Source organism: Actinoplanes sp. NPDC051537 (assembly GCF_055586105.1).
Genome location: NZ_JBVJIU010000011.1, coordinates 153,549 through 176,978, shown reverse-complemented (window position 1 = coordinate 176,978; position 23,430 = coordinate 153,549). Strand labels below are relative to the sequence as shown.

Here is a 23,430-nt window from a genome sequence, read left to right as displayed (position 1 = left end):
GGGTTACTCCCCTTCTGGAGCGGAAACGCTATCCCGCACGCTATCGCGCCGACCCGGCGATCCGAGCACTACGGCTACGGTTGTCCCGCTGGGGTGTCGCGGCGTGATCTTCAGTCGGCCCCGGATCCGTTCCGCCCGCTCGGCCATGATGGTGAGGCCGTAACGACCGTCCGGGCGGTCGTCGGCGAAGCCCTTGCCGTCGTCGGAGACCTCGATCTCCGCGTACGGCGGGTCCACGGTGCAGGTAACCCACAGATTAGAGGCTCCGGCGTGCTTCCGCGCGTTGGTGATCGCCTCCTGCGCGATGCGGAGCAATTCGGCCTCGGTCGCGGCGGGCAGCCGGGCCGTGGACTCGTCGAAGGTGAAGTGCACGCGCAGCCCCGCCGAGGTGCCCAGGGTCCGCGCGTACTCGGCGATCGCGGCGGCCAGGCCGCCGTTGCGGTCCACCTCGGAACGCAGCTCGAACAGGCTCAGCCGCAGCTCGGTGATGACCCGGGTGACCTCGTTGCGCAGGGTGCGCAGCTCCTCGGCGGTCTCATCGGTGCCCTCGGGGAGCGTCGCGAGCGCGTTGTCGATGCCGTAGCCGACCATCACGAGCTCCTGCGCGACGCCGTCGTGGATCTCGCGGGCCAGCCGCTGACGCTCCTCATTGGTGGCCAGCGAGCGCACGTCATCGAAGAGCAGGGCGGCCTCGAGGCGAATTGCCGCGGGCTCGGTCACGCCGGTGACATCGAAGACCACCGAGGAGGGGTACGCGTTGGAAGCATCCGTTTCCAGGATCACCAACCCGATCGTGCGCACCCCGGCGACCAGCGGGACGACGAGCGAGGAGACCTCGCCCCGGCGCGCCGAGCGGCCCTGCGACCGGTTCGCCACCTGGGGCTGCTGGGTGGCCCAGGAGTCGGCGATGGCCGAGTCGGCGTCGAGCGTGGTCTCCCAGTCGACGCGGTCGGCGCCGGTCTGGGCCAGCACCACGAGACGGCCGCCGCCGCTGGTGGAGAGAACGGCGGAACGGTCGCTGGGCGCCACCATGCGCAGCTCGTCGAGCAGGTGCTCGGAGATGCCGCCCGGGTCGAGCGTGGCGCCCGGGAGCGACCGGGCCACGCTGCGCAGCTGGGTCAGGAGGCGGGTGGCTTCCGCGTACGGCTGCGGGGTCGGCTCGGCCGGCTGCATGAGCTGCCGCATGGTGTCGGCCGCGAACGTGACGATCGCGCCGAGCACGAGCCACTGGCCGCCGGCCGCGAGGAAGCCCGGCTGGGTGATCGGGCTGTCCTGTCCGATCAGGGTGCCGCCGGCGACCAGCGCGACGGCCGCGACGCCGAGCAGCGCGGCGCCCTCGGTCGGCCGGCGGCGCAGGGCGGCGGTCAGCAATGGGACGGCGAGGTAGGGCAGCACGGCCTCGGCGCCGAACCCGGCGTCCACTGTGCCGCTGCGGGTGGCCGCGGCCGCGATCGAGCCGGCCGCGAGCCCGGTGACCGTGACCTCGGCGAACCGGCCGAGCGGTCCGAAGACGCGATGGTCGGGCGCCAGGAACGCGGGCAGCGCCGCGACCACGAGGAGGGCGATCCAGCGCAGCTGCGCCGGATCGCGGGTGGCGATCAGGGTGAGGGCCGCGACCAGCGCCAACATGATGACGCGCGCGGTCACCGCGAGCGGTTGGACACGCGCGGAGACACTGGCTAGCACCGGCACCTGACGGATGGTAGTCGCCGCTGCAAGATGCGGCTCGGCCCGGTCGTCGGGAATGTCGTACGGACGGGGTAGCCTCCGTGCATGGCGGATACCTCGACGCAGTCGATCCAGGTACTTGCGCCCGTCGGCGCGGTCGCCGCGGTGATCTGCGACTTCCCGCGATACCCCGAATGGGTCGACGCGCTGAAGCAGATCGAGGTCCTCGAGGAGTACGAGGACGGCTATGCCGCGCGGGTCCGCTTCGTGATCGACGCCGGCGTGATGGCCGACGACTACACGCTCGAGTACGCGTACGCCGAGGATCTGAGCCGCATCGAGTGGCAGCTGGTCGAGCCCTCCAAGACGCAGAAGTCGCAGGAGGGCTCCTACGACCTGGCCGACAACGGCGACGGCACCACCACGGTGACCTACGCGCTCGCCGTCGAGCTCTCCATCGGCATGCTCGGCATGTTCCGCCGCAAGGCCGAAAAGATGATCATGGACACGGCGTTGAAGCAGCTCAAGCGCCGCGTCGAGAGCCTCCCGGCGAGCTGAGCGGGCGGGTGGGTGCGATGCCGGGTTCAGCGCGCGAGGAGGCCGAGCGGCTGGTCGCCGCAATGATCGCGATGGCTTCGAGCGATTCTTCCGGTACGCGCGAGGGCGTCGCGGCCGGCCTGAGTGCCCTGGTCGACTCCGCCTTCGGCGCGGTCAACCGGTTCGCGGGGGTTTCCGGCCCCGCGCACAAGCAGCAGTCGAGTGGCGGCTGGGCGACGGGTAGCGCGGAGTGCTGCGTGTGCCCGGTGTGCAAGGCGATCGCGGCGGTGCGCGACCCGGGCCCGGAGACGGCCGCCCGCATGGCCGCCAGCGCGGGTGACATCGCGAGCGGGGTGGCCAGCCTGATGCGCGGTCTCTCGGTGCTGGCGGGTGACCGGCCGAAACGGGCGGCGAGGCCGGCGCCCGCGCCGCAGCCCAGCCCCGACCAGGCGTGGTCGGCAGCGACCCGCGCGGCGAAGCCGGCATCGCGCGTGGCCGCGACCGCGGCGGGCGCGACGCCGCGCGCTGCCGGCGCGGGCTCGCGCGCGGCCGACGCTGCCTCGCCCGACTCCGGCGCAGCCAACGCGGCCCCGTCCGCAGCCGATGCCTCCACAGCGACCGGCCAGCCCTCTCCTCGCGACACATTTCCGACAAATCCGGAAAATCCGGAGGGCGTGGCGGCGGATGGCAACGCGGACCGGGCTGCGGGGACGGTCAGCGCGAAGCGCCCCGTGAAGAGACCCACGAAGACGCACGCCGAGATGGCTGCGGCCGGGGTCGACCCGTGGGCGGCCGCCTCGGCGGCGAGCGCGGCGGCGGCCGAGGACGAGCGGGCGGCCGCGGCGGCGAAACGGGCGGCCGTGCAGGCCGAGCGACGGGCGGCGGCCAAGAAGGCGCGCGAGGCGGCGGCCGAGGCCGCCCGCCGAGTGGCCGAGGCGGCGGCGCTGGCCGAGGCCGCGAAGAGCGTGACAGACGCGCCGGGCGATTCCGGGGCCGCGACAGGCGCGCTGGGCGGTTCTGAGGCCGCTGAGGGCACGCCGGGTGTATCTGCGGGTGGTGGGGAGACGGGTGACACGCGGGCCGGGGGTCGCCCTCGCGGGTTTGATGTGTGGGCCGCGGCCACGGCCGAAGCGGGTGTTGGCGACGTGGCCGGAACCGCGACCGTGGATCATGATGTACCGGGCGCCGGGGTGTCCGGGGAGCGCGACGACGCGGCGGGCGACGCTGCCGGCGGCGACGGCGCGGCATAGCAGGTAGCAGAAGGAGACAGCGTGACGCTGACCATCGGAGTCGACGTCGGCGGCACCAAGGTGGCCGGAGGGGTGGTCGACGAGCACGGCTCCGTGCTGGCGTCGAACCGCCGCGACACGCCGGCCGAGGACCCGGCCGGCACCCGCGACACGATCGTCGAGGTGGCGGCGGAGCTGGCGCGGCAATATCCGGAGGCGACCTCGATCGGCATCGGCGCCGCCGCCTGGATCGACGCGCCGGGGGCCACCGTGCTGTTCGCGCCCAACCTCGCGTGGCGTGACGAGCCTCTGCGCGACTACGTGAGCAAGGCGGTCGGCCTGCCCACCGTGCTGGAGAACGACGCCAACGTCGCGGCCTGGGCCGAGTTCCGGTTCGGCGTCGCCCGGCACGCCGACGACTCGATGGTCATGATCACGGTGGGCACCGGCATCGGCGGCGGCATCGTGCTCAACGGCAAGCTCTGGCGCGGGGCCAACGGGATCGCGGGGGAGCTCGGCCACATCCAGTCGGTGCCGGACGGGCACCCGTGCGGCTGCGGGCGGCTCGGCTGCCTCGAGCAGTACGCGAGCGGCAACGCCCTGGTCCGCTTCGCCCGGGCCGGCGCCCGGCAGGAGCCCGAGCGCGCCGCCCAGCTGCTCGAGCTGGCCGGCGGCGACCCGCTGGCGATCTCGGGCCGGCAGATCACCGAGGCGGCCCGCAACGGCGACGGCGTGGCCCGGGACGCGTTCGCGCAGATCGGCTACTGGCTCGGCGTCGCGATGGCCGACCTCGCGCAGGCCCTCGACCCGCAGATCCTGGTGGTCGGCGGCGGCGTGGTCGACGCCGGTGACCTGCTCATGACGCCGACCCAGACGACGTACCGAGATCAGCTCAAACAGCGCGGCCGGTTCCCGGTCGCCGAGGTGGTCGCGGCGGAGACCGGCAACACGGCGGGCGTCGTCGGCGCCGCCGACCTGGCTCGGCGGATCTGACCTAGTGTCCGGGGTCCCGCTGCGGGTGATGAGCTACAACGTCCACGGTCTCAAGGACGACCGGGCGGCCCTGATCGACCTGATCCGCGAGGCGGAGCCGGACGTGCTGGTCGTGCAGGAGGCGCCACGCCGGTTCCGCTGGCGGCACAAGTGCGCGGCGCTCGCCGACGACGCCGGGATGGTGGTGGCCGCCGGCGGCCTGCCCGCCCTCGGCAACCTCGTGCTGGTGAGCCTGCGGATCCGGGTGCACGAGACGTGGTGCATGCGCTACCCGCTGACCCCGGGCCGGCACCTGCGCGGCGCCGTCTTCGTGCGCGGCTCGGTGCGCGGCGGCGCCTTCACCGTCTCGGGCTCGCACCTGGCCACCGACCCGGCCGAGCGGCCGGACCAGGCCGCGCTCTGGAAGGAGGCCCTCGACGCGATCGAGGGCCCGGTGATCGCGGCCGCCGACCTGAACGAGGGCCCCGGCGGCGGCGCCTGGCGCACGCTCGAGGACGGCCTGCTCTCCTCGTCGGCCGGGAGCTTCACGTTCCCGGCCACGCTGCCCGCCCGGCTCATCGACGGACTGTTCGTGACGCCCGACATCACCATCGAGAAGTACGAGGTGGTGGGCAGCGACCTGGCCCGCCGGGCGAGTGATCATCTTCCGGTCGTAGCGGACCTCCGGCTCAGCCTTTAGTCCGGTCAGGGGCGGCGGGCGGGGCGGTCGGATGGCTTCCTCATAAGCCCGCCTTCTGGCAGTATCGCCGCGTGCACGACACTCCGGACATCGCCGACCGTCGGGACGCGGTGTGCGTCATCGGCGCCGGCGCCAGCGGGCTTGCCGCGATCAAGAACCTGCGTGAGCACGGGTTCGCCGTCGACTGCTACGAGCGGGAGACGTCGGTCGGCGGCGCCTGGAACTGGCGGCACGACCGCAGTCCGGTCTACGCGGGCACCCACCTGATCTCGTCCCGGCCGCTGACCGAGTTCCCCGACTTCCCGATGCCGGACGGCTGGCCGGACTACCCGCACCACAGCCAGGTGCTGTCCTATCTGGAGCGTTACGCCAAGCACTTCGGGCTGGGCGACCACATCTGGTACGGGACCGAGGTCGTGGCCGCCGAGCCGGTGGCGGACGGCCACTGGGACGTCACCACCCGCTCGACCGGCGGCGGCTCCACGCGTACGCAACGCTATGCCGCTTTGATCGTCGCGAACGGCCACAACTGGTCCCCGGCCCGGCCCGAGATCCCCGGCGACTTCAAGGGCCAGGTCATCCACTCGGCGCAGTACAAGGACGCGGCCCAGTTGCGCGGCCGCCGGGTGCTGGTGATCGGTGGCGGCAACACCGGCTGCGACATCGCCGTCGAGGCGGCCCAGCAGGCGACCACGGTCTGGCACTCGACCCGGCGCGGCTACTGGTACGCCCCGAAGTACGTGCTCGGCCACCCCGCCGACCAGGTCAACGACCGGATGCTGCGCTGGCGGCTGCCGCTGCGCCTGCGGCAGTGGCTCTACCGCCGCACGGTCGCCATGACGACCGGTGACCTCACGCGCTTCGGGCTGCCGGCGCCGGACCACCGGCCGTACGAGAGCCATCCGATCGTCAACAGCCAGCTGCCGTACTACCTCGGGCACGGCCGGATCCGCCCGGTGCCGGACGTGACCCGCTTCGCCGACGGCAAGGTGGAGCTGGCCGACGGCCGGCGCATCGACCCGGAGCTGGTGATCACCGCGACCGGCTACCTGCCGCGCTTCGAGTTCCTCGCGCCCGAGCTGCTCGACACCGAGGACGGCCGCCCCGACCTGCACCTGCACGCGTTCGCCCGCAAGCACCCGACGCTCGCCGTGATCGGCCTGCTCCAGCCGGACGCCGGCCTGCTTCCGCTCGCGCACTGGCAGAGCGTCGCGGTGGCGCGCTGGCTGCGCCTGCGCCGGGACGATCCGGTACGCGCCGCCGCCGTCCAGCAGAAGGAGTCCACCCGGCCCCTGCGCAGCTGGTCGCGCCGCCAGGTGGTGCCGACCCGCCGGCACTGGTTCGAGGTCGACCACATCGACTACCTCAAGGCCCTCGCCGGCCTGCTCCGCGAGATGGAACCGGCCCGATGAGCGACGAGCTGCTGCGTTTCGCGGACTGGACGTCGCCGGTGCCGCCGGTCGAGCGCGAGGTCGTGTCCCGCCTGGTCGAGGGCGAGGACGAGCAGCCACCGCTGCTGTTCGTGCCCGGTCCCGGCCACGGCGCCTGGGCGTTCGCCGAGCACTGGCTGGCACACGCCGCGGCCCGGGGCTTCCCGGCGCACGCGCTGACCCCGCGCGCGGGCGGCGACCTGCGCGCCCAGGCGCACGACGTGGTGCAGGTGGCGGCGTCGCTGCCGAGGCAGGCCGTGCTGATCGGGCACGGTGCGGGCGCCCTCGCGGTGGCTCGCGCGCTGGGCCGTTACCCGGCCCGGGCCGCCGTCCTGGCGACGCCCGAAATGTCGAAATGGGCGACGATCGGCGCGGCGTTGAAGGCCAACCCGATCGGCGCCCTGCCCGCGATCTTCGGCGGCCGCCTGCGATGGAACCGCCGCCAACTGTTCGCCGCCCTGCCGCCCGAGGCGGCCGAGTCGTATTTGTCGAAAATGTCCAAAGTGAAGATCGAAGGCGGCGCCCTGCCCCGCCCGATCGGCGAGCCCCCGGTCCTGGTCGTGGGGTCGCCGGACGACCGGGTCGTGTCCCGCAAGGCGCTGGACAAGACCGCGAGCCACTACGGCGGCGCGCCCCTGCTCTTCCCGGGCATGGGCCACGACCTGATGCTGGACGCCGGCTGGGCCGAGCCGATCGACGCGATCCTCGACTGGCTCGGCAAGGAGCTGAGCTAGATCCCGGCGGCGGCGGGGGAGCGGCGGCGGGGGAGACGCTGGGCCAGGCTGCCGGTCAGGTCGAGCGACGTCAGATAGGCGCGCGCCCAGGCGTGGATGTCGTTCTCGGTGATGTGCGCGCGCATCGCGGCCATCCGGCGGGCCAGGTCGGCCGGGTCGGCGTCCATCGCCCGCAGCAGCGTCTCCTTGAGGTCGTCGAGGTCGTGCGGGTTGACCTGGAACGCGTCCTCGAGCTCGGCCGCCGCCCCGGCGAACTCGCTGAGCACGAGCGCGCCGGTGTCGCGGGCGCGGGCCGCCACGAACTCCTTGGCCACCAGGTTCATCCCGTCCCGCAGCGGGGTCACCACCATCACGTCGGCGGTCTGGTAGAGCGCGGCCAGGTCGGCGCGGTCGAACGGCTGGTTCAGGTAGTGGATCGCCGGTTCGCCCACCCGCCCGTACTCGCCGTTGATCCGCCCCACCTCGCGCTCGATCCGGTCGCGCAGCCCGCGGTAGTTCTCCACCCGCTCCCGGCTCGGCACCGCCACCTGCACCATCACCGTGTCGCGCACCTTCACCCGCCCGTCGCGAAGCAGCTCGCTGTACGCGGTGAGACGGTGCTCGATGCCCTTGGTGTAGTCCAGCCGATCGACGCTGACCAGCACCTTCTTGTGCCGGCCGAGGTCGTGCCGGAGCTGACGGGCCTGGTTCACCACGTACGGCCGGGCGGACAGCGACTGCATCTCGGAGACGTCGATGGAGACCGGGAACGCGCCCGTGCGCACCACCCGGCCGTCGAGCAGGATCGCCTCGTCGGCGCCCCGCGCGTTCACCAGCTTGGCCGCGAGCTGGGCGAAGTTGTGCGCGGCCTGATCGCGCTGGAAGCCGACCAGGTCGGCGCCGAGCATCCCGCGCAGCAGGTCGACCCGGCGGGGGAGCTGCATGAACAGCTCGGGCGGCGGGAACGGCACGTGCATGAAGAAGCCGATCAGCAGGTCGGGGCGCAGCTCGCGCAGCAGTTGCGGCACCAGCTGGAGGTGGTAGTCCTGGATCCAGACGGCGGCGCCGGGCTCGGCCACCTCGGCGGCGGCCTGGGCGAACCGGCGATTCACCGACCGGTACGTCTCCCACCAGCCCCGATCGAAGACCGGTTGCTCGACGGCGTCGTGATAGAGCGGCCAGAGCGTGGAGTTGGCGAAGCCCTCGTAGTAGCCGCGCAGCTCGTCCTCGGTGAGCGACATCGGGCGCAGCCGCAGCGTGCCGATGTCGGGCAGCGGCCGGGCCGGGCCGACCCCGCCGCCCCAGCCGACCCACGTCGCCGGGGTCCCCTCGAGGATCGCGTGCAGCGCGCCGGCCAGCCCGCCGGGGCTACGCCGCCACTCGCAGGCGCCATCGGGTGCGGCGTTGTCGTCGAGCGGGAGACGATTGGCGACCACGACCAACGAGCTCTGGCGCATCACCGAAGGCTACCGGAACACCACCGGAGGTTATACCGACAGTGGTCAATTCGACAGGACCCGCCCTAAACGACCGCGCCGTCGTCGAAATCGTCCTCGTCGTCGTCGCCCGAACGCAGCCGCCAGACCAGCATGACCGCGCCCGAGACGATCGCCGCGAAGCCGAGCAGCGTCACGTAGTCGCGGGCGATCGGCAGCAGGTCGGGGAAGAGGAACAGCACGAAACCGAGCACGACGCCGAGCAGGCCCATCACCGCGTACTTCGAGATGCGCGGGAGCGGCGGGGGCGGTGGCGGGATGTACCGCTCGTCGTCCTCGTCGTCCTCGTCGTCGAGGTCGGTGCCGAAGGTGTCGAGCCCATCGATCAAGGACGGCTCGGCCGGTACGTCGGAGCGGCGCCGGTTGTGCTGGACCGGCTCGGTGGACGGCGGCGCGATCGGCGGCGGCTCGGAGACGGCCGGCAACCCCTCGGCGGCGGGCCAGGGCGCGGCCGTCGGATCGACCGAAGTGTGGAAGCCGGCCACGATCTTGGCCCACTCGGCCTCGATGTCGGGCTCGCGGGTGGGGTCGGCGGGCGGCGGCGTCGGCAGCTGGCCGCCGGTCTCCTTGAGCAGATGGGCGCGGGCGTCCTCGAGGTACGTCCGGTCGACGTAGAGCCGGTCGGTCGGGCGCGACGGCAGCGTCGTGGCCCGCAGGATCGGGTTGAGATCGGCCGTGGGCTGCAGATATGCCGCGATGCCCACCGCCTGGAGCACGTCGAGCAGGTGCTCGCCGACGCGCGGATCGACGTCGCCGGCCACCGCGAAGTCGGCCGCGTCGAGCCCGTTGTCCCGCCGCCCGCGGCGGGCGCCACCCGCTGTCACCCTGCACACTCCCTCGCCGACCGTGCCTTGAATGGTGACACGCCATGCACCGGTTGCGGGAGTGCGTTGTGGCGCGCCGTCCCGCTTCCCATCCAACCGCCCCGCCCACCACCCTCGAAAGGGCGGAAGACCATTACGCTTCCCTCTACGCCGGATGTCCAAGAAGGGACACTCGTGTTCTATTGGATCTTGAAGTACGTGGTCCTCGGCCCCGTGCTGCGGGTGATCTTCCGCCCCGACGTGCGCGGCCTGGAGAACGTGCCCGCGTCCGGCCCCGTGATCCTGGCCTGCAACCACCTGTCCTTCTCCGACTCGATCTTCACACCCCTGATGGTGGATCGCAGGGTGACGTTCGTCGCGAAAGCGGAGTACTTCACCGGCAAGGGGATCAAAGGGCGGCTGATGCGGCAGTTCTTCCTCTCGACCGGGACGATCCCGGTCGACCGTTCGGGCGGGCAGGCGGCCCAGGCAGCGCTGGACACCCTGCTGAGAGTGCTGCGCGAGGGTGGCGTCGCGGGCATTTATCCGGAGGGGACCCGCTCGCCCGACGGCCGGCTCTACCGGGGCAAGACCGGGGTCGCCCGCCTGGCTCTGGAGAGCGGCGCCGTGGTCGTGCCCGTCGCCCTGCTGAACACCGACGAGATCCAGCCGACCGGCACGATGATCCCGAAGGTTAAGCGCGTGCGGATGCGGTTCGGTCAGCCGCTCGACTTCTCGCGCTACGACGGCTCCCGCGGCGACCGCTTCGTGGAGCGGGCGATCACCGACGAGATCATGTACGAGCTGATGACCATGTCCGGCCGCCCGTACGTGGACGTCTACGCCAGCAAGCTCAAGACCTCGATCGAGTCGCCCGCCGTCACCCGACAGCCATCCCCGCACGACGCCGCAGCGCCTGAAGGTCCGTGACGACTATCCGCCGGCCCTCGGTGCGCAGCCAGCCGCGGCTGGCGAACGAGCCGATCGCCTGATTCACGCTCTGCCGCGAGCCGCCGGCCATCTCGGCGAGCTGGCTCTGGTTCAGCTCGATCGTGATCATCGGCGCCTGGCTCTCGCCCGCCAGCCGGACCAGCGTCTTGGCCACCCGCCCGGGCAGGTCGAGGAAGACGTGGTCGGTGTTCTGCTCGGTGAGCCGGCGGATGAGCGCGCCCACCGACCGCATCACGGCGTCGAGGATGCGCGGGTTCGAGTGAACCAGGTCGATGAATGCGGCGCGGGACAGCGTGAGCGCCTGACAGTCCTCGATCGCCTCGGCCGACGCGCTGCGGGTCGCGGCGTCCAGAAGGGACACCTCGCCCAGCACGTCCGGCGGGCGGACGACGGTGAGCACCGCGCGCTCGCCGGTGGGCGCGGTGCGGAAGATGGCGACGGCGCCACGTTTCAGGATGATCAGCGATTCGCCGGGGTCGTGCTCGACGAAGATGATCTGACCCTTGCGATACGTGCGTGGAACCGCGGTGGCGATGACCCGCTGCCGAACGTCCGGCTCCAGGCCGGCGAACATCTCCACGCCGGTCAGCGCGTCGCCGGAGTCCGGCATGCGATGGTCCACGGCGCTATCCCTCCCCCAGGTGGGGACCGCGTCGACGAACCCGGCCGGCGCCGGCCCCTCGACGCGAACGATCACTAATAGCACGAAGCTGCCCTCCCGCGCCATTTCTGCGCGAGCGTGCCTACGATCATGTCCTGCGCGTCGCTATCTGTAAACCTCTCGATAGCCAAGCGTGATTGTCACCCTGCCTGTCCGTCGCATTTTCGGCATCTGCCGAGATAATCCCGCGGTGCCGGATGACGACCTCGTTCTATCGACCCTGCGGGACCAGTGGCATCTCGTGCCGACCGAGATCAAAGCGCTGCCGTGCGAGGTGGTCTCGCGCGGCTGGGAGATCACCGCGGGCCCGGAGAGGTACGTGTGCCGCTTCGTCGAGCCGGCCGCCCGGCAGCCGGTCGAGGCCGGCCTGGTCGCCGCCGAGCACCTGCGGATCCGGGACATCGCGGCCGGGGAGCCGGTGCGCACCCTCGCCGGCGGGCTGACCGCGCAGACCCCGGACGGGGCGCTGGCCCTGCTGCGGCGCGTGCCCGGGCGGCCGCTCGACGGACGTGACCCGGTCGACCAGCAGTGGTGGGGTGACCGGCTGGGCGCCGTACATCGCGCTCTGCAAGGTTTTCATCATCCCGGCCTGCGCCCGTGGCAGGTGCTGGACCACAACGCGCCGCATCTCTCGGCCGAGACCTGGTTGCGCGGCGCCGTCGCCGACGCGGTGAGCGCGGCCGTCCGGCTCACCGTCACCGACCGGCTGACGTACGGGATGCTGCACGGCGATCCGTCACCGGCCAGTTTCGTGGTCGACGCCAGCACCGGGCGGGCCGGCCTGCTCGACTGCGGCGCCGGCGGGATGGGGCCGCTGGTCTACGACGTGGCGGCGGCGATCGGGTACGCGGGCGGGGTCGCGAAGGCCGGCGAGCTGATCGACGGCTACCTCGCGGCCGGGCCGGTGCGGCGCGACGAGCTCGAGGCCGCGCTCCCGGTGCTGTCGCGGCTGCGCTGGGCCGTACGCGCCGATCGGGCCGCCCGCCGGGGTGACAAAAAGACGCTCCGCCGCGCGAAACAGGCCCTGGAGGCGACCGGCGGGTAGCCGTCAGTCAAGATGATCCGGAAAGTCTTCGGTCCGTCTGTGGGCGGCGGTGGGGAGGTCGGATGGGGGTCTACCGCTATTTCTACGACTGTGAGTTCATCGAGGACGGCCTCGTGATCGACCTGGTGTCGATCGGCGTCGTCGACGAGTTCGGCCGCGAGTTCTACGCCGTGAGCACCGAGTTCGACGACACCAAGGCCATTCCTTGGGTGCGCCGCAACGTCCTCGACAAGCTCCCGTCCCCCTCCGACAAGTCCTGGCGCTCCCGCGAGCGCATCCGCGAGGACCTCCACGAGTTCCTCATGGAGCCGCTCCGCGGGCGCGACGAGCAGATGGAGCTGTGGGCGTGGTTCGCCGCCTACGACCACGTGGCGCTCGCCCAGCTGTGGGGCGCGATGCCGGCCCTGCCGCGCGAGATACCCCGCTTCACCAAGGACCTGCGCCAGCTCTGGGACGACCGGGGCCGCCCGCACCTGCCGACCATGGCCGGCCGGCACGACGCCCTCGTCGACGCCCGGCACAACCTGGCCCGCTGGAACGTGATGAAGCCCTAGCGCTTGCGGCCGAACAGGAGATAGGCGAACGGGCCGAACGGCTGGACGGACAGTGCCGGCCACCACAGCGCCTTCGGCCCGCGGACCAGCTCGCGCGGCCGGCGCGCCAGATCGGCCACGGCCACCGCCGTCGCGACGACCTCGACGGCGCCCAGCGCGAGCGTCTCCACGCGCTGCGACCTGGACATGGCGGCCCACCGCTCGCGCGGACCCGGCTTCTCGCTCATCTCACGCTCCCGATCTCGCGCTCCCGAGTGCTCGGATGGTGTCAGTCTGCACCCGCGGCGGTGGCGGCGTGTCTAGGCTGGGAAGCCAGGGCCGGGGCGAGCGGTCCGGCGAGGGGCAGATAAAGTTCGGGTTGCGGCCCGCCCCGGGCCGGCAACGCTGCCGAGACTGAGCCCGTTCCAGAAGCGCGCTCCCGGGGCTCGACGGGCTTTTTGACTTCTCGCAACCCGATCTGGGAGGACGAGCAAAACATGCGTATCGGCGTGCTCACCGGCGGCGGCGACTGCCCCGGTCTCAACGCGGTGATCCGGGCGGTGGTCCGCAAGGGCGTCGCCGCGTACGGTCACGAGTTCGTCGGATTCCGCGACGGCTGGAAGGGCCCGCTCGAGGGCCTGACGAAGCCGCTCGGCATCGCGGAGGTCCGCGGCATTCTGCCCCGCGGCGGCACCATCCTGGGCTCCTCGCGCACCAACCCGTTCAAGATCGACGGTGGCGTCGACCGGATCAAGGCCAACCTGGCCGAGCAGGGCGTCGACGCGCTGGTCGCCATCGGCGGCGAGGACACGCTCGGCGTCGCCACCAAGCTCAACGACCTCGGCGTCAACGTGGTCGGCGTGCCGAAGACGATCGACAACGACCTCAACGCGACCGACTACACGTTCGGCTTCGACACCGCGGTCAACATCGCCATGGAGGCGATCGACCGGCTGCACACCACGGCCGAGTCGCACCACCGCACGCTGGTCGTCGAGGTCATGGGCCGGCACGCGGGCTGGATCGCGCTGCACGCCGGCCTGGCTGGTGGCGCCAACGTGATCCTGCTGCCGGAGCGCAACTTCGACGTGGAGCAGGTCGCCACCTACGTGACCAAGCGCTTCCAGGTCGAGTACGCGCCGATCGTCGTGGTCGCCGAGGGCGCGCAGCCGCTCGAGGGCCAGATGGTGCTGCACAACCAGGAGCTCGACTCGTTCGGCCACGTCCGCCTCGGCGGCATCGGCCAGTGGCTCGCCGAGCAGCTCGAGGAGAAGACCGGCAAGGAGGCCCGCACGGTCGTCCTCGGTCACATCCAGCGCGGCGGCACCCCGACCGCGTTCGACCGGGTGCTCGCGACCCGCTTCGGCCTCCAGGCGATTGACGCCGTCCACGAGGGCGACTTCGGTAAGATGATGGCGCTGCGGGGCACCGACATCGTCCGCGTGCCACTGATCGAGGGCACCGGCGAGCTCAAGACCGTCCCGCTCTCCCGCTACGAAGAGGCCGAGGTCTTCTTCGGCAGCTGAACCGCGTTTTTCGGAACGAGGGGGCGACCGCGGGGTCGCTCCCTCTTTCTCGTGAGAGGGCGAAATGACCAAGCAAAGTGTCGCCGTGATCGGAGCGGGCAAGCTCGGCGAGCTCGTCCTCTCCGGACTGCTCCGCTCCGGCTGGCCCACCACCCAGGTGCTGGCCACCACCCGGCGCCCCGAGCGGGCGGCCGAGCTGGCCGAGCGCCACGGCATCCGCCCGGTGCTCAACCTGACCGCGTTCACCCAGGCCGACGTCGTGCTGATCGCGGTGAAGCCGCAGGACGCGGCCAAGGTGCTCGACGACTTCGGCATGAAGGTGCCGCCGGACACGCTGGTCATCTCGCTCTGCGCGGGGCTCACCGCGAGCTTCTTCTCCGAGCGCCTCCCGGGCGGCATCCCGGTCGTGCGGGTCATGACCAACACCCCGGCGCTGGTCGACCAGGCGATGACGGCGATCTCCCCGGGGCCGTACGCGACCGAGGAGCACCTCGCGCTGACCGAGGAGATCTTCCGGCCGCTGGGCCGCACCCTGCGCGTGCCCGAGTCGCAGCAGGACGCGGTGACCGCGCTCTCCGGCTCCGGCCCGGCCTACTTCTACCTGCTGGTCGAGTCGATGATCGACGCCGGCATCCTGCTCGGCCTGCCCCGCCAGGTGGCGCACGAGCTGGCCGTGCAGACCGCGGTCGGCTCGGCCACGATGCTGCGTGACTCCGGCGAGCACCCGGTCAAGCTGCGCGAGGCGGTGACCTCGCCGGCGGGCACGACCGCCGCCGCCATCCGGGAACTGGAGAACCACGGCGTACGGGCCGCCCTGCTCGATGCTCTCGACGCCGCGCGCAAGCGGGCCGCCGAGATCGCCACGCAGATGGCCGCCTCTAGTACCAAATAGCGATCTTCGAGCCGTTGTTCTCCTCGGGGGGCGACGGATGGCTCGACGCCGAGCCGGTGGCGACGCGGTGCGCCGACCAGGCGACGGCGGCCGCGTCCAGCAGGTCGTCCGGCGGCGCCTGCCCGGCCGGGCCGATCTGATCGGGCAGCACGATGCCGTTGCGGGCCAGCAGCTCCCGCCGGCGCATCTGGCCCGACCACGTCTTCTTGGCGTGCTGGAGCGGCTCGCCCGCCATCGTGCGGAACGAGACCTCCGGGTGCGCCTCGAACAGCAGGCCCGGGTGCCGCTCCCAGATCGCGTTCGCCTCCAGCAGCTTGGGGCGCAGCGCCCACGACTGGCGGCTCAGGCCGGCGCCGGTCAGCTCCCGGCACAGCCGGTTGGCGGCGGCGAAGTCGGCCTCCTGCCAGACCACCCGCGGCGGCACCCGGAAGACGCTGCCGCGCCGCGGGCCCAGCTGGTCGGCGGCGAGCGTGTCGGCGGCCCGCCAGCGGTCGGGGAGCATGCCGAGGGGGATGTCGACGCCGATCACCGCGGCGCCCGAGCTGCTGGTGACGATCTCGTAGAGCGAGGCGGCGAGCACGGCGCGGCCGAAGACCCCGTCGCGCAACTCGACACCCACCCAACCCAGGGCGTACGCGTCGACGCCGATCACGTGGATGGTCATCGGCCGCTCAGCGGGGCAGCCGCGGTGTCATGCCGCAGTGCGAGGCCATATCGATGTCGCCGTCGAAGATGGTCATGACGGCAGACTACGCGCAGTGGCCAATCATGTGCACCCCGTACCGATGGCCGCCGAGAAGTTAAGACCATGCTTAATCAAGGTCATGCATCTTGACGATTGTGAATGGGTGTGACTACGGTCTCTTCTACGAACTTTTTGGAAACTTTCCTAACTGTTCACGAGGAGACGAAGTGCAGAAATCCCTCCGCCGCGCACTCTGGGCCGGGGCGTTCGTGGTGGCCTCCACCGCGATGGTCCCGACGCTCCAGGCATCAGCCGCGGTGGCCTGTGCCCCCGCCTGGTCCTCGACCGCCGTGTACGTCAAGGACAACACCGCCTCCCAGAACGGCCACAACTACGCCGCCAAGTGGTGGACTCAGAACGAGTCGCCGGCCACGCACAGCGGACAGTGGGACGTCTGGATCGACAACGGCGCGTGTGGCGGCACGACCACCCCCCCGACGACTCCCCCCACCACGGCCCCGACCACCACCCCCACGACCGCGCCCACCACGCCGCCGACGACTCCGCCCACCACGTCGCCGACGTCCGGTCCCAGCGGCAAGAACGTCGTCGGCTACTTCGCCGAGTGGGGTGTCTACGCCCGCCAGTACTTCGTGAAGAACCTGGTCACGTCCGGCTCCGCGGCCAAGCTCACGCACATCCTGTACGCGTTCGGCAACACCACCGGCGGCCAGTGCTCGATCGGTGACTCGTACGCCGACTACGACCAGGCCTACACCACCGCCACCAGCGTGGACGGCGTCGCCGACACCTGGGACGCGGGCGCGCTGCGCGGCTCGTTCAACCAGCTGCGCAAGCTGAAGAAGCAGTACCCGAACATCAAGGTGATCTGGTCGTTCGGCGGCTGGACCTGGTCCGGCGGCTTCACCCAGGCGGCGGCGAACCCGACCGCGTTCGCGAACTCCTGCTACAACCTGGTCAAGGACTCCCGCTGGTCGGACGTCTTCGACGGCATCGACATCGACTGGGAGTACCCGAACGCCTGCGGGCTGTCCTGCGACGCCAGCGGCCCGGCCTCGTACAACAACGTGATCTCCGCTCTGCGCACGAAGTTCGGCTCGTCCTTCCTGATCACCTCGGCGATCTCGGCGGACGGCTCGAACGGCGGCAAGCTCGACGCGGCCGACTACGCCACCGGCATCCAGAAGCTCAACCTGGTCTTCCCGATGACGTACGACTACTACGGCGCGTTCAGCCCGCAGGGCCCGACCGCTCCGCACTCGCCGCTCACCTCGTACGCGGGGATCCCGACCAACGGCTTCTGGTCGGACGCGGCGATCCAGAAGCTCAAGAGCAAGGGCGTCCCGTCGAACAAGATGCTGCTCGGCATCGGCTTCTACGGTCGCGGCTGGACCGGCGTCACCCAGGCCACGCCCGGCGGCACGGCCACCGGAGCGGCGCCCGGCACCTACGAGGCGGGCATCGAGGACTACAAGGTCCTCAAGAACAGCTGCCCGTCGACCGGCACCGCGGGTGGCACCGCCTACGCCAAGTGCGGCAGCAACTGGTGGGGCTACGACACCCCGGCGACGATCGCGGGCAAGATGTCCTACGTCAAGCAGCAGGGTCTCGGCGGCGCCTTCTTCTGGGAGTTCTCCGGCGACACCAGCAACGGTGAGCTGATCACCGCGATCAAGAACAACCTCTAGACCGTACGCAGCAACAACTCATCTCCTCAGGTGAGAAGCGGGGCACCGGGCGCGAGCCGGGTGCCCCGCTTTCGTAGGCTTTCCCCATGCGCCGTGAGTGGCACCAGTTGAGCTACCCGGGGGTCGGCAACCCGGCCTTCCAGACGTCCCGCCCGTCCACCGACTCCGCCGAGGACGAGGCGCTCGGCCTCGACCGCTGGCGTGACCTCCCGCGGGTGCAGATGCCGCCCTGGGCGGACATGGACGAGGTCGCGTCGGTCTGCAAGGTCCTCGACAACGTTCCCTCGATCGTCGCGCCCTACGAGGTCGACCAGTTGCGGGTCAAGCTGGCCGAGGTGTGCGAGGGCCGCGCGTTCCTGCTGCAGGGCGGCGACTGCGCCGAGACGTTCGACCACAACACCGAGAGCCACCTGCTCGCCAACGCGCGCACGCTGCTGCAGATGGCGGTCGTGCTCACGTACGGCGCCTCGATGCCGGTGGTGAAGGTGGCCCGCGTGGCCGGGCAGTACACCAAGCCCCGCTCGGCGCCGAACGACTCGCTGGGCCTGCCGGCCTACCGCGGCGATCTGATCAACTCGCTCGAGCCCACCGAGGCGGCGCGGGTCGCCGACCCGCAGCGCATGATCCGGGCGTACGCGAACTCCGCCGCCGCGATGAACATGCTGCGCGCCTACCTCGCCGGTGGCCTCGCCGACCTGCACGGTCTGCACGACTGGAACAAGGACTTCGTCCGGGCGTCACCGGCCGGCGAGCGCTACGAGGCGATCGCCCGCGAGATCGACCGGGCGCTCGACTTCATCCGCGCCTGCGGCATGACCGACAACGACGCGCTGCGCACGGTCAGCCTGTACTGCTCGCACGAGGCGCTGGCGCTCGAGTACGACCGGGCCCTCACCCGGGTCTCGGACGGCCGCGCGTACGGGCTGAGCGGGCATTTCCTCTGGGTCGGCGAGCGCACCCGGCAGCTCGACCACGCGCACATCGACTTCATCTCCCGCATCGCCAACCCGATCGGCGTGAAGCTCGGTCCCGGCACCTCGCCCGAGACGGCGATCGAGCTGTGCGAGAAGCTCAACCCGGCCAACATCCCGGGCCGGCTCACGCTGATCAGCCGGATGGGCAACGGGAAGGTACGCGACGCGCTGCCCCCGATCGTGGAGAAGGTGACCGCGGCCGGCGCCAAGGTCGTCTGGCAGTGCGACCCGATGCACGGCAACACGCACGAGTCGTCCAACGGCTACAAGACCCGGCACTTCGATCGCATCGTCGACGAGGTGCTGGGCTACTTCGAGGTGCACCGCGGCCTCGGCACCCACCCGGGCGGCATCCACATCGAGCTCACCGGCGAGGACGTCACCGAGTGCCTGGGCGGCGCGCAGGGCATCGAGGACCTCGACCTGCCCGACCGGTACGAGACGGCGTGCGACCCCCGGCTGAACACCCAGCAGAGCCTCGAGCTCGCCTTCCTGGTTGCGGAGATGCTTCGTGGTTGATCTGCGTTCGGACACCGTCACCCGCCCGTCCGCGGCCATGCGGCAGGCGATGGCCACCGCGCTCGTGGGCGATGACGTCTTCGGTGACGACCCGACGGTGAACGCGCTCGAGGCCCGGGTCGCCGCGATGTTCGGCCACGAGGCGGCGCTCTTCGCGCCCTCCGGCACGATGGCCAACCAGATCGCGCTCCAGCTCGTGGTGCCGCCCGGCGGCGAGCTGCTGGCCGGCGGCGACGCGCACGTCCTGGTGTACGAGATGGGCGCCGCCGCCGTGATCGGGGGCATCTCGTCGCGTACCTGGCCGTCGGTCGGCGCCCGGCTCGACCCGGACGAGATCGCCGGCATGTTCCGCACCCCCGGCGGCTACACGGTGCCGACCAAGGCGGTCGCCGTCGAGCAGACCCACAACCTGGGCGGCGGCAGCGTGATCCCGCTCGACACGCTGAAGGCGATGCGCGAGGTCACCGGCCGGGCCGGGGTGGCGCTGCACTGCGACGGCGCCCGCATCTGGCACGCGCACGTCGCCGACGGGGTGCCGCTGCACGAGTACGGCGTCCTCTTCGACACGATGTCGGTCTGCCTCTCCAAGGGCCTCGGCGCGCCGGTCGGCTCGCTGGTCATCGGCAGCGCCGAGCGCATCGCCCGGGCCCGCGTGATCCGCAAGCGGCTGGGCGGCGGCATGCGCCAGGCCGGCATCCTGGCGGCGGCCGGCGACTACGCGCTGACCAACAATCTCGACCGGCTGGCCGACGACCACGCCCGGGCCCAGAAGGTGGCCGTCGCGCTGGCGAAGTTCGGCGTCGTCGACCCCGCCCAGGTCCGCACCAACCTGGTGCTGGTCGACCTCACCGAGACCTCGTGGGACGCGCCTTCCTTCGTCGCCGCCGCGGCCGAGCGCGACGTGCACATCGCCGCGATGCTGCCGCAGCTCGCGCGTATCGTGCTTCACCTGGACATCGACGACAACGCCCTCGATCAGGCGATCACGGCTCTGACGGGGATCCTCGCCGAAAGGTCGTGACATGATCGTCGTCGCACACGCCGAGGCCGGGCTCCTACCGCATTTCCCGGACGTGGTCGCCGTCGACGCCGATCGGCTTCTCGCGGCCTACCGGGAGGGCGCCGGCCACATCAGCCACGAGGGGCGCATCACCGTCGTCGACAGCGACGACGGCGGGCAGAGCTGGGGCACGCCGCGGGTGGTGGTGGACGGCCCGCACGACGACCGGGATCCGAAACTGGCCCGGCTGTCCGACGGGACGGTGCTGCTCAGCTACTTCGTGCTGGAGTGGACCGGGCCGCGCACGCACAACGATCTCGGGACGTACGTGCGGCGCAGCATCGACGGCGGCCGGACGTGGGCCGAGCCGGTGCTGGTGGGCAGCCCGTGGTGGGCCTCGCACGGCGCCGCGGTCGAGCTTCCGGACGGCGACCTGCTGCTGCCCGTCTACAACCGGCGGCCGGGGGACCGGTGGCATCGCGCGGTCGTGGTGCGCAGCACGGACGGCGGGCGTACGTGGCCGGCGTCGTCCGAAGTGCTGCTGGCGGCCGGCGACGAGTTCCACTTCCAGGAGCCGACGCTGACGGTGCTGGACGGGCAGATCGTGGCGCTGATCCGCACCTCGCTCGACCGGGCGTGGTCGTGCCGCTCCACCGACGGCGGGCGCACGTGGAGCACGCCGGAGCCGACCGACATGGCGGCGTCCTCGCATCACGCGCTCGCTCTGAGCACGGGGGAGGTGCTCCTCACGTACGGCGACCGCTCGAAGCGTTTCTCCGAACGGCGGGTGACCGTCGGTCGTCTGGTGCGCCGGCCGCTGGAGACCTGGGACGGGTACGAGGACACGCTGCTCTACGACTCGGGCGACCCGGACCAGGCCAACCCGTCCAGCGTCGAGCTCGCGCCGGGCAGCTTCCTGACGCTGGGTTTCGACATTCCGGCCGCCAGCGTCGTCGCGGTCCGGACCGAGGCCCGCGACTACCGCTAGTTCGGCCGGCGCCGAAGCGTCGCCGGGATCTACTTCCCGCATGACCGAACCCTTTGGCGTCGTCGACCGGCTGGTGTCGCAGGTCCTTTCCCGGGCCGCGACGTGGACCTCGTGGGACGGCGTGCCGCGCCCGGCGGACGACCGCGTCTACACACCGCACAAGGCGATCCGCCGGGTGGCCGACCACATCGTCGACCACCTCGCCGAGATCGAGGCCCGGGTGGCCGGCGTCGCGACCATCCCCGACCACTGGCACGCGTCCTACAGCACGACACCGGCCGACCTGGCGCCGTTCACCGCCGAGGACCTCGACGAGGCCCGCAGCCGGCTCACCCGCCTGGCCCAGGTCTTCGAGCTGCGGATGCGGGCCCTCACCCCGGCGCAGCTCGACCTCCGCGACGGCGACGCCTGGACGCCCCGGGAGATCGCGCTGCACCTCGAGGGTTCGCTGTACTACGCGGACGCGCTCGGCTTCCTCGCGTGACGCCTCAGCCGATGGTGACCGGGCCCGGCCCCGCGGCCCCGGTCCCGGAGGGCAGCCGCAGGTGCACAGTCACCGCCCGGGCGAAGCCGCGGATCACCGGGTGGACGCCGTCCGTGTGCAGCTCCGGCTGGAAGAGCGTGGCCAGGAAGAACGGGTGCTCGCCGAGCTCGGCCACGCGCACCTCGCCGTCGTCGTCGTGGCCGGTGAAGCGCATGCCGTGAGCGGCCAGCACGTCGATGTACGCGGCCGAGATGCCGTAGCTGCAGTGGTAGCGCTCGATCGTCCGCGTCGTGCCGAGCAGGCGCTCGATGCGGGAGCCCGGGGTCAGGTTGATCGCGCCCTCGTGGCCGACCAGCGAGCAGGACAGCTCGGCGATCAGCGGGCTCTCGCCGGCGTCGCCGTTCTCGGCGTGGGTGGCCGTGGTCAGGCCGCAGACGTCGCGGGCGAACTCGAGCATCGCGTGCTGGAAACCGCCGCAGGTGCCGAGGAAGGGGATGCCCGAGGTGCGGGCCACGCGGGCGGCGGTGACGGCGCCGGCCTCGCTGCGGTACGGGCTGCCGGGCAGCAGCCACAGACCGGCGAACTTCGCCAGCGCCGCCGGGTCGGTGGCCTCCTCGGTCGGGATCCAGTAGGCGTCGAGGTCGATCTGCTCCTCCTCGCGCAGCGCGTCGAGGATCACCGGGATGCGCGAGTGCGCGCGCACGGCCGGGGAACGGTCTCCCACCAGGGCAATCGAAATCATGCCCCGATTCTGTGGCCCGAACCGACATCAGGTCCAACGATGATGTTTGCTCTCGGCATTAGCATTACTGATGTGGATCCGCACCTGCTCCGGACGTTCGTGGCGGTCGCCGAGACCGGGTCGTTCTCCCGGGCGGCCGAGCGCCTGAGCTACACCCAGTCGGCGGTCTCGCAGCACATCGCGGCCCTGGAGGCCGATCTCGGCACGCCCCTGTTCACCCGGCGCCCGGTGGCGGCGACTCCGGCGGGGGAGCGGCTGCGGCGGCATGCGGCGCTTCTGCTCGTACGGTGGGAAGCCGCCCGCGCCGATGTCACCCGCGCCGTGGCGCCGCCGGGCCGGCTCGTGCTCGGCCTCACCCCGCTGGCCTGGGCCGCGCCGGTGGCGGCCGGCCTGGCGACGATCCGCGCCGAGTCGGCGCTGCTGCGCACCAGCCTGCGGGCCGCCGCCCGCGACAAAATCGTCGAGGCCGTCGCCACCGGCGAGATCGACCTGGGCCTGGTCGACGGCTTCACCGCTCCCAGCGACCCCCTGCGGCTGCCGGAGCCGGGCGCCGGCGGCCCGCGCGCGGTCGGCGTCACCGAGAGCCCCGCCGTGGTGGCGATCCCGCGTTCCCACCCGCTGGCCGGCCGGGCCCGCCTCGACTTATCAGATTTGTCGGATGCGTACTGGATCGATGCGCCGGAGGTGGCACCGTTCGCGAGGCTCCCGGTCGACGGCCTCCGCGCGGGCCTGCGCTACGACGGCGCCGACGTCGCGGTGCTGACCGGCCTCGTCGCGGCCGGTCACGGCCTGGCCGTGCTCCCCGAGCCGGTGGTGGCGGCGCACCATGGGTTGGCCGGCGTGCGGGTGCCGCGCCTGATCCACCGCGTGGAGCTGGTGCGGCTGCCGGCCACCACTCCGCAGGAGCCGGCCGAACGCCTGGCGGCGCTGCTCACCGGCTGAGCCGCTGCGGGTGGCGGCCCCGTCGGTGAGCACCCCGGGTGGCAACCGAGTCGCCGAGCTGCCGCTTTGCCGTGTTGCCGTGAGTGCTTTGCTCTGCTTACAAATACGCGCCGATGAGGCGCACCGAGCCACTCGCCGCGCTGCCGTGTTGCGGTGTTGCCGTGAGTGGCCTTGCTCTGCTTACCAATACGTGCGGGTCGGCCGCACCGTGCCACTTGCCGTGCTGGCGCG

The 23,430-nt window shown here is 71.8% G+C and carries 24 protein-coding genes; 17 read left to right on the top strand and 7 right to left on the bottom strand.

Going from position 1 to position 23,430, the window contains the following annotated elements; genetic code table 11:
* Positions 1-3 precede the first annotated feature (3 nt).
* Positions 4-1,692: a GAF domain-containing sensor histidine kinase gene (locus tag ACZ6TB_RS27100; protein WP_465558301.1), complete on the bottom strand. Its 1,689-nt coding sequence runs from the start codon at positions 1,690-1,692 to the stop codon at positions 4-6.
* Between the two features lie 81 nt (positions 1,693-1,773).
* On the opposite strand from ACZ6TB_RS27100, the gene ACZ6TB_RS27095 reads away from it, so the two are divergent.
* The 6 genes from ACZ6TB_RS27095 (at position 1,774) to ACZ6TB_RS27070 (ending at position 7,270) form a co-directional block, all read left to right on the top strand.
* Positions 1,774-2,226 (top strand): SRPBCC family protein, encoded by a 453-nt coding sequence (locus tag ACZ6TB_RS27095; RefSeq protein ID WP_465558299.1) that lies wholly within the window; start codon positions 1,774-1,776, stop codon positions 2,224-2,226.
* Positions 2,227-2,243: 17 nt separating this feature from the next.
* A complete protein-coding gene (locus tag ACZ6TB_RS27090) occupies positions 2,244-3,455 on the top strand; it encodes a hypothetical protein (protein ID WP_465558297.1) in 1,212 nt (403 codons plus the stop codon).
* A 21-nt stretch (positions 3,456-3,476) separates the two neighbouring features.
* On the top strand, positions 3,477-4,427 hold the full coding sequence (locus tag ACZ6TB_RS27085; protein ID WP_465558295.1) for an ROK family glucokinase: 951 nt from the start codon (positions 3,477-3,479) through the stop codon (positions 4,425-4,427).
* 4 nt (positions 4,428-4,431) lie between these two features.
* Entirely contained in the window at positions 4,432-5,106 is a 675-nt protein-coding gene (locus ACZ6TB_RS27080) for an endonuclease/exonuclease/phosphatase family protein (RefSeq protein WP_465558293.1), read from the top strand.
* A gap of 71 nt (positions 5,107-5,177) precedes the next feature.
* Positions 5,178-6,518: a flavin-containing monooxygenase gene (locus ACZ6TB_RS27075; RefSeq protein WP_465558291.1), complete on the top strand. Its 1,341-nt coding sequence runs from the start codon at positions 5,178-5,180 to the stop codon at positions 6,516-6,518.
* Positions 6,515-7,270 (top strand): alpha/beta hydrolase, encoded by a 756-nt coding sequence (locus tag ACZ6TB_RS27070; RefSeq protein WP_465558289.1) that lies wholly within the window; start codon positions 6,515-6,517, stop codon positions 7,268-7,270. The genes ACZ6TB_RS27075 and ACZ6TB_RS27070 overlap by 4 nt, the downstream gene beginning before the upstream one ends.
* On the opposite strand, the gene ACZ6TB_RS27065 is transcribed toward ACZ6TB_RS27070, so the two are convergent.
* Positions 7,267-8,706 carry an alpha,alpha-trehalose-phosphate synthase (UDP-forming) gene (locus tag ACZ6TB_RS27065; RefSeq protein ID WP_465558287.1) on the bottom strand — a complete coding sequence of 480 codons (1,440 nt, stop codon included), beginning with the start codon at positions 8,704-8,706 and terminating at the stop codon, positions 7,267-7,269. The genes ACZ6TB_RS27070 and ACZ6TB_RS27065 overlap by 4 nt on opposite strands.
* Positions 8,707-8,771: 65 nt before the next feature.
* On the bottom strand, positions 8,772-9,569 hold the full coding sequence (locus tag ACZ6TB_RS27060; RefSeq protein WP_465558285.1) for a DUF308 domain-containing protein: 798 nt from the start codon (positions 9,567-9,569) through the stop codon (positions 8,772-8,774).
* Between the two features lie 174 nt (positions 9,570-9,743).
* On the opposite strand from ACZ6TB_RS27060, the gene ACZ6TB_RS27055 reads away from it, so the two are divergent.
* On the top strand, positions 9,744-10,478 hold the full coding sequence (locus tag ACZ6TB_RS27055; RefSeq protein ID WP_465558283.1) for a lysophospholipid acyltransferase family protein: 735 nt from the start codon (positions 9,744-9,746) through the stop codon (positions 10,476-10,478).
* Here the strand turns inward: ACZ6TB_RS27055 and ACZ6TB_RS27050 are convergent.
* Entirely contained in the window at positions 10,429-11,109 is a 681-nt protein-coding gene (locus ACZ6TB_RS27050; RefSeq protein WP_465558620.1) for a Crp/Fnr family transcriptional regulator, read from the bottom strand. The two genes, ACZ6TB_RS27055 and ACZ6TB_RS27050, sit on opposite strands and share 50 nt — an antisense overlap.
* Positions 11,110-11,350: 241 nt before the next feature.
* On the opposite strand from ACZ6TB_RS27050, the gene ACZ6TB_RS27045 reads away from it, so the two are divergent.
* Both ACZ6TB_RS27045 and ACZ6TB_RS27040 read left to right on the top strand, forming a co-directional pair.
* On the top strand, positions 11,351-12,205 hold the full coding sequence (locus tag ACZ6TB_RS27045) for a phosphotransferase enzyme family protein (protein WP_465558281.1): 855 nt from the start codon (positions 11,351-11,353) through the stop codon (positions 12,203-12,205).
* A gap of 62 nt (positions 12,206-12,267) precedes the next feature.
* On the top strand, positions 12,268-12,759 hold the full coding sequence (locus tag ACZ6TB_RS27040) for a polyadenylate-specific 3'-exoribonuclease AS (RefSeq protein ID WP_465558279.1): 492 nt from the start codon (positions 12,268-12,270) through the stop codon (positions 12,757-12,759).
* On the opposite strand, the gene ACZ6TB_RS27035 is transcribed toward ACZ6TB_RS27040, so the two are convergent.
* On the bottom strand, positions 12,756-12,986 hold the full coding sequence (locus tag ACZ6TB_RS27035; protein WP_465558277.1) for a PLDc N-terminal domain-containing protein: 231 nt from the start codon (positions 12,984-12,986) through the stop codon (positions 12,756-12,758). The two genes, ACZ6TB_RS27040 and ACZ6TB_RS27035, sit on opposite strands and share 4 nt — an antisense overlap.
* A 249-nt stretch (positions 12,987-13,235) precedes the next feature.
* Here ACZ6TB_RS27035 and ACZ6TB_RS27030 point away from each other — a divergent pair, with 249 nt between their 5' ends.
* Both ACZ6TB_RS27030 and proC read left to right on the top strand, forming a co-directional pair.
* Complete coding sequence (locus ACZ6TB_RS27030) at positions 13,236-14,264, top strand: 6-phosphofructokinase (protein WP_203820816.1); 1,029 nt, start codon at positions 13,236-13,238, stop codon at positions 14,262-14,264.
* 64 nt (positions 14,265-14,328) lie between these two features.
* The gene (proC, locus tag ACZ6TB_RS27025; protein ID WP_465558275.1) at positions 14,329-15,156 is read left to right on the top strand and encodes a pyrroline-5-carboxylate reductase; all 828 of its coding nucleotides are present in this window, start codon (positions 14,329-14,331) and stop codon (positions 15,154-15,156) included.
* Here the strand turns inward: proC and ACZ6TB_RS27020 are convergent.
* Positions 15,143-15,820: a DUF429 domain-containing protein gene (locus ACZ6TB_RS27020; protein WP_465558273.1), complete on the bottom strand. Its 678-nt coding sequence runs from the start codon at positions 15,818-15,820 to the stop codon at positions 15,143-15,145. The genes proC and ACZ6TB_RS27020 overlap by 14 nt on opposite strands.
* 248 nt (positions 15,821-16,068) lie before the next feature.
* Between ACZ6TB_RS27020 and ACZ6TB_RS27015 the strand changes: the two genes are divergently transcribed.
* The 5 genes from ACZ6TB_RS27015 (at position 16,069) to ACZ6TB_RS26995 (ending at position 21,515) form a co-directional block, all read left to right on the top strand.
* Entirely contained in the window at positions 16,069-17,550 is a 1,482-nt protein-coding gene (locus ACZ6TB_RS27015; RefSeq protein WP_465558271.1) for a glycosyl hydrolase family 18 protein, read from the top strand.
* Between the two features lie 86 nt (positions 17,551-17,636).
* On the top strand, positions 17,637-19,043 hold the full coding sequence (locus ACZ6TB_RS27010; protein WP_465558269.1) for a class II 3-deoxy-7-phosphoheptulonate synthase: 1,407 nt from the start codon (positions 17,637-17,639) through the stop codon (positions 19,041-19,043).
* The gene (locus tag ACZ6TB_RS27005; RefSeq protein WP_465558267.1) at positions 19,036-20,064 is read left to right on the top strand and encodes a threonine aldolase family protein; all 1,029 of its coding nucleotides are present in this window, start codon (positions 19,036-19,038) and stop codon (positions 20,062-20,064) included. Before ACZ6TB_RS27010 ends, ACZ6TB_RS27005 begins: the two co-directional genes overlap by 8 nt.
* A gap of 1 nt (position 20,065) precedes the next feature.
* The gene (locus tag ACZ6TB_RS27000) at positions 20,066-21,031 is read left to right on the top strand and encodes a sialidase family protein (RefSeq protein WP_465558265.1); all 966 of its coding nucleotides are present in this window, start codon (positions 20,066-20,068) and stop codon (positions 21,029-21,031) included.
* A gap of 40 nt (positions 21,032-21,071) precedes the next feature.
* On the top strand, positions 21,072-21,515 hold the full coding sequence (locus ACZ6TB_RS26995; RefSeq protein WP_465558263.1) for a hypothetical protein: 444 nt from the start codon (positions 21,072-21,074) through the stop codon (positions 21,513-21,515).
* 4 nt (positions 21,516-21,519) lie between these two features.
* On the opposite strand, the gene ACZ6TB_RS26990 is transcribed toward ACZ6TB_RS26995, so the two are convergent.
* Positions 21,520-22,257, bottom strand: coding sequence for a CTP synthase C-terminal region-related (seleno)protein (locus ACZ6TB_RS26990; protein ID WP_465558261.1), 738 nt, complete (start codon positions 22,255-22,257; stop codon positions 21,520-21,522).
* Positions 22,258-22,329: 72 nt separating this feature from the next.
* On the opposite strand from ACZ6TB_RS26990, the gene ACZ6TB_RS26985 reads away from it, so the two are divergent.
* The gene (locus tag ACZ6TB_RS26985; protein WP_465558259.1) at positions 22,330-23,199 is read left to right on the top strand and encodes a LysR family transcriptional regulator; all 870 of its coding nucleotides are present in this window, start codon (positions 22,330-22,332) and stop codon (positions 23,197-23,199) included.
* The last annotated feature ends 231 nt before the right edge of the window (positions 23,200-23,430 follow it).

Bases quoted from the DNA above. Each gene is read 5' to 3' on its own strand.
- ACZ6TB_RS27095 (WP_465558299.1), top strand. From the start codon at position 1,774: ATGGCGGATACCTCGACGCAGTCGATCCAGGTACTTGCGCCCGTCGGC.
- ACZ6TB_RS27090 (WP_465558297.1), top strand. From the start codon at position 2,244: ATGCCGGGTTCAGCGCGCGAGGAGGCCGAGCGGCTGGTCGCCGCAATG.
- ACZ6TB_RS27070 (WP_465558289.1), top strand. From the start codon at position 6,515: ATGAGCGACGAGCTGCTGCGTTTCGCGGACTGGACGTCGCCGGTGCCG.
- ACZ6TB_RS27065 (WP_465558287.1), bottom strand. From the start codon at position 8,706: ATGCGCCAGAGCTCGTTGGTCGTGGTCGCCAATCGTCTCCCGCTCGAC.
- ACZ6TB_RS27050 (WP_465558620.1), bottom strand. From the start codon at position 11,109: ATGCCGGACTCCGGCGACGCGCTGACCGGCGTGGAGATGTTCGCCGGC.
- ACZ6TB_RS27040 (WP_465558279.1), top strand. From the start codon at position 12,268: ATGGGGGTCTACCGCTATTTCTACGACTGTGAGTTCATCGAGGACGGC.
- ACZ6TB_RS27035 (WP_465558277.1), bottom strand. From the start codon at position 12,986: ATGAGCGAGAAGCCGGGTCCGCGCGAGCGGTGGGCCGCCATGTCCAGG.
- ACZ6TB_RS27030 (WP_203820816.1), top strand. From the start codon at position 13,236: ATGCGTATCGGCGTGCTCACCGGCGGCGGCGACTGCCCCGGTCTCAAC.
- proC (WP_465558275.1), top strand. From the start codon at position 14,329: ATGACCAAGCAAAGTGTCGCCGTGATCGGAGCGGGCAAGCTCGGCGAG.
- ACZ6TB_RS27020 (WP_465558273.1), bottom strand. From the start codon at position 15,820: ATGACCATCCACGTGATCGGCGTCGACGCGTACGCCCTGGGTTGGGTG.
- ACZ6TB_RS27010 (WP_465558269.1), top strand. From the start codon at position 17,637: ATGCGCCGTGAGTGGCACCAGTTGAGCTACCCGGGGGTCGGCAACCCG.
- ACZ6TB_RS27000 (WP_465558265.1), top strand. From the start codon at position 20,066: ATGATCGTCGTCGCACACGCCGAGGCCGGGCTCCTACCGCATTTCCCG.
- ACZ6TB_RS26995 (WP_465558263.1), top strand. From the start codon at position 21,072: ATGACCGAACCCTTTGGCGTCGTCGACCGGCTGGTGTCGCAGGTCCTT.
- ACZ6TB_RS26990 (WP_465558261.1), bottom strand. From the start codon at position 22,257: ATGATTTCGATTGCCCTGGTGGGAGACCGTTCCCCGGCCGTGCGCGCG.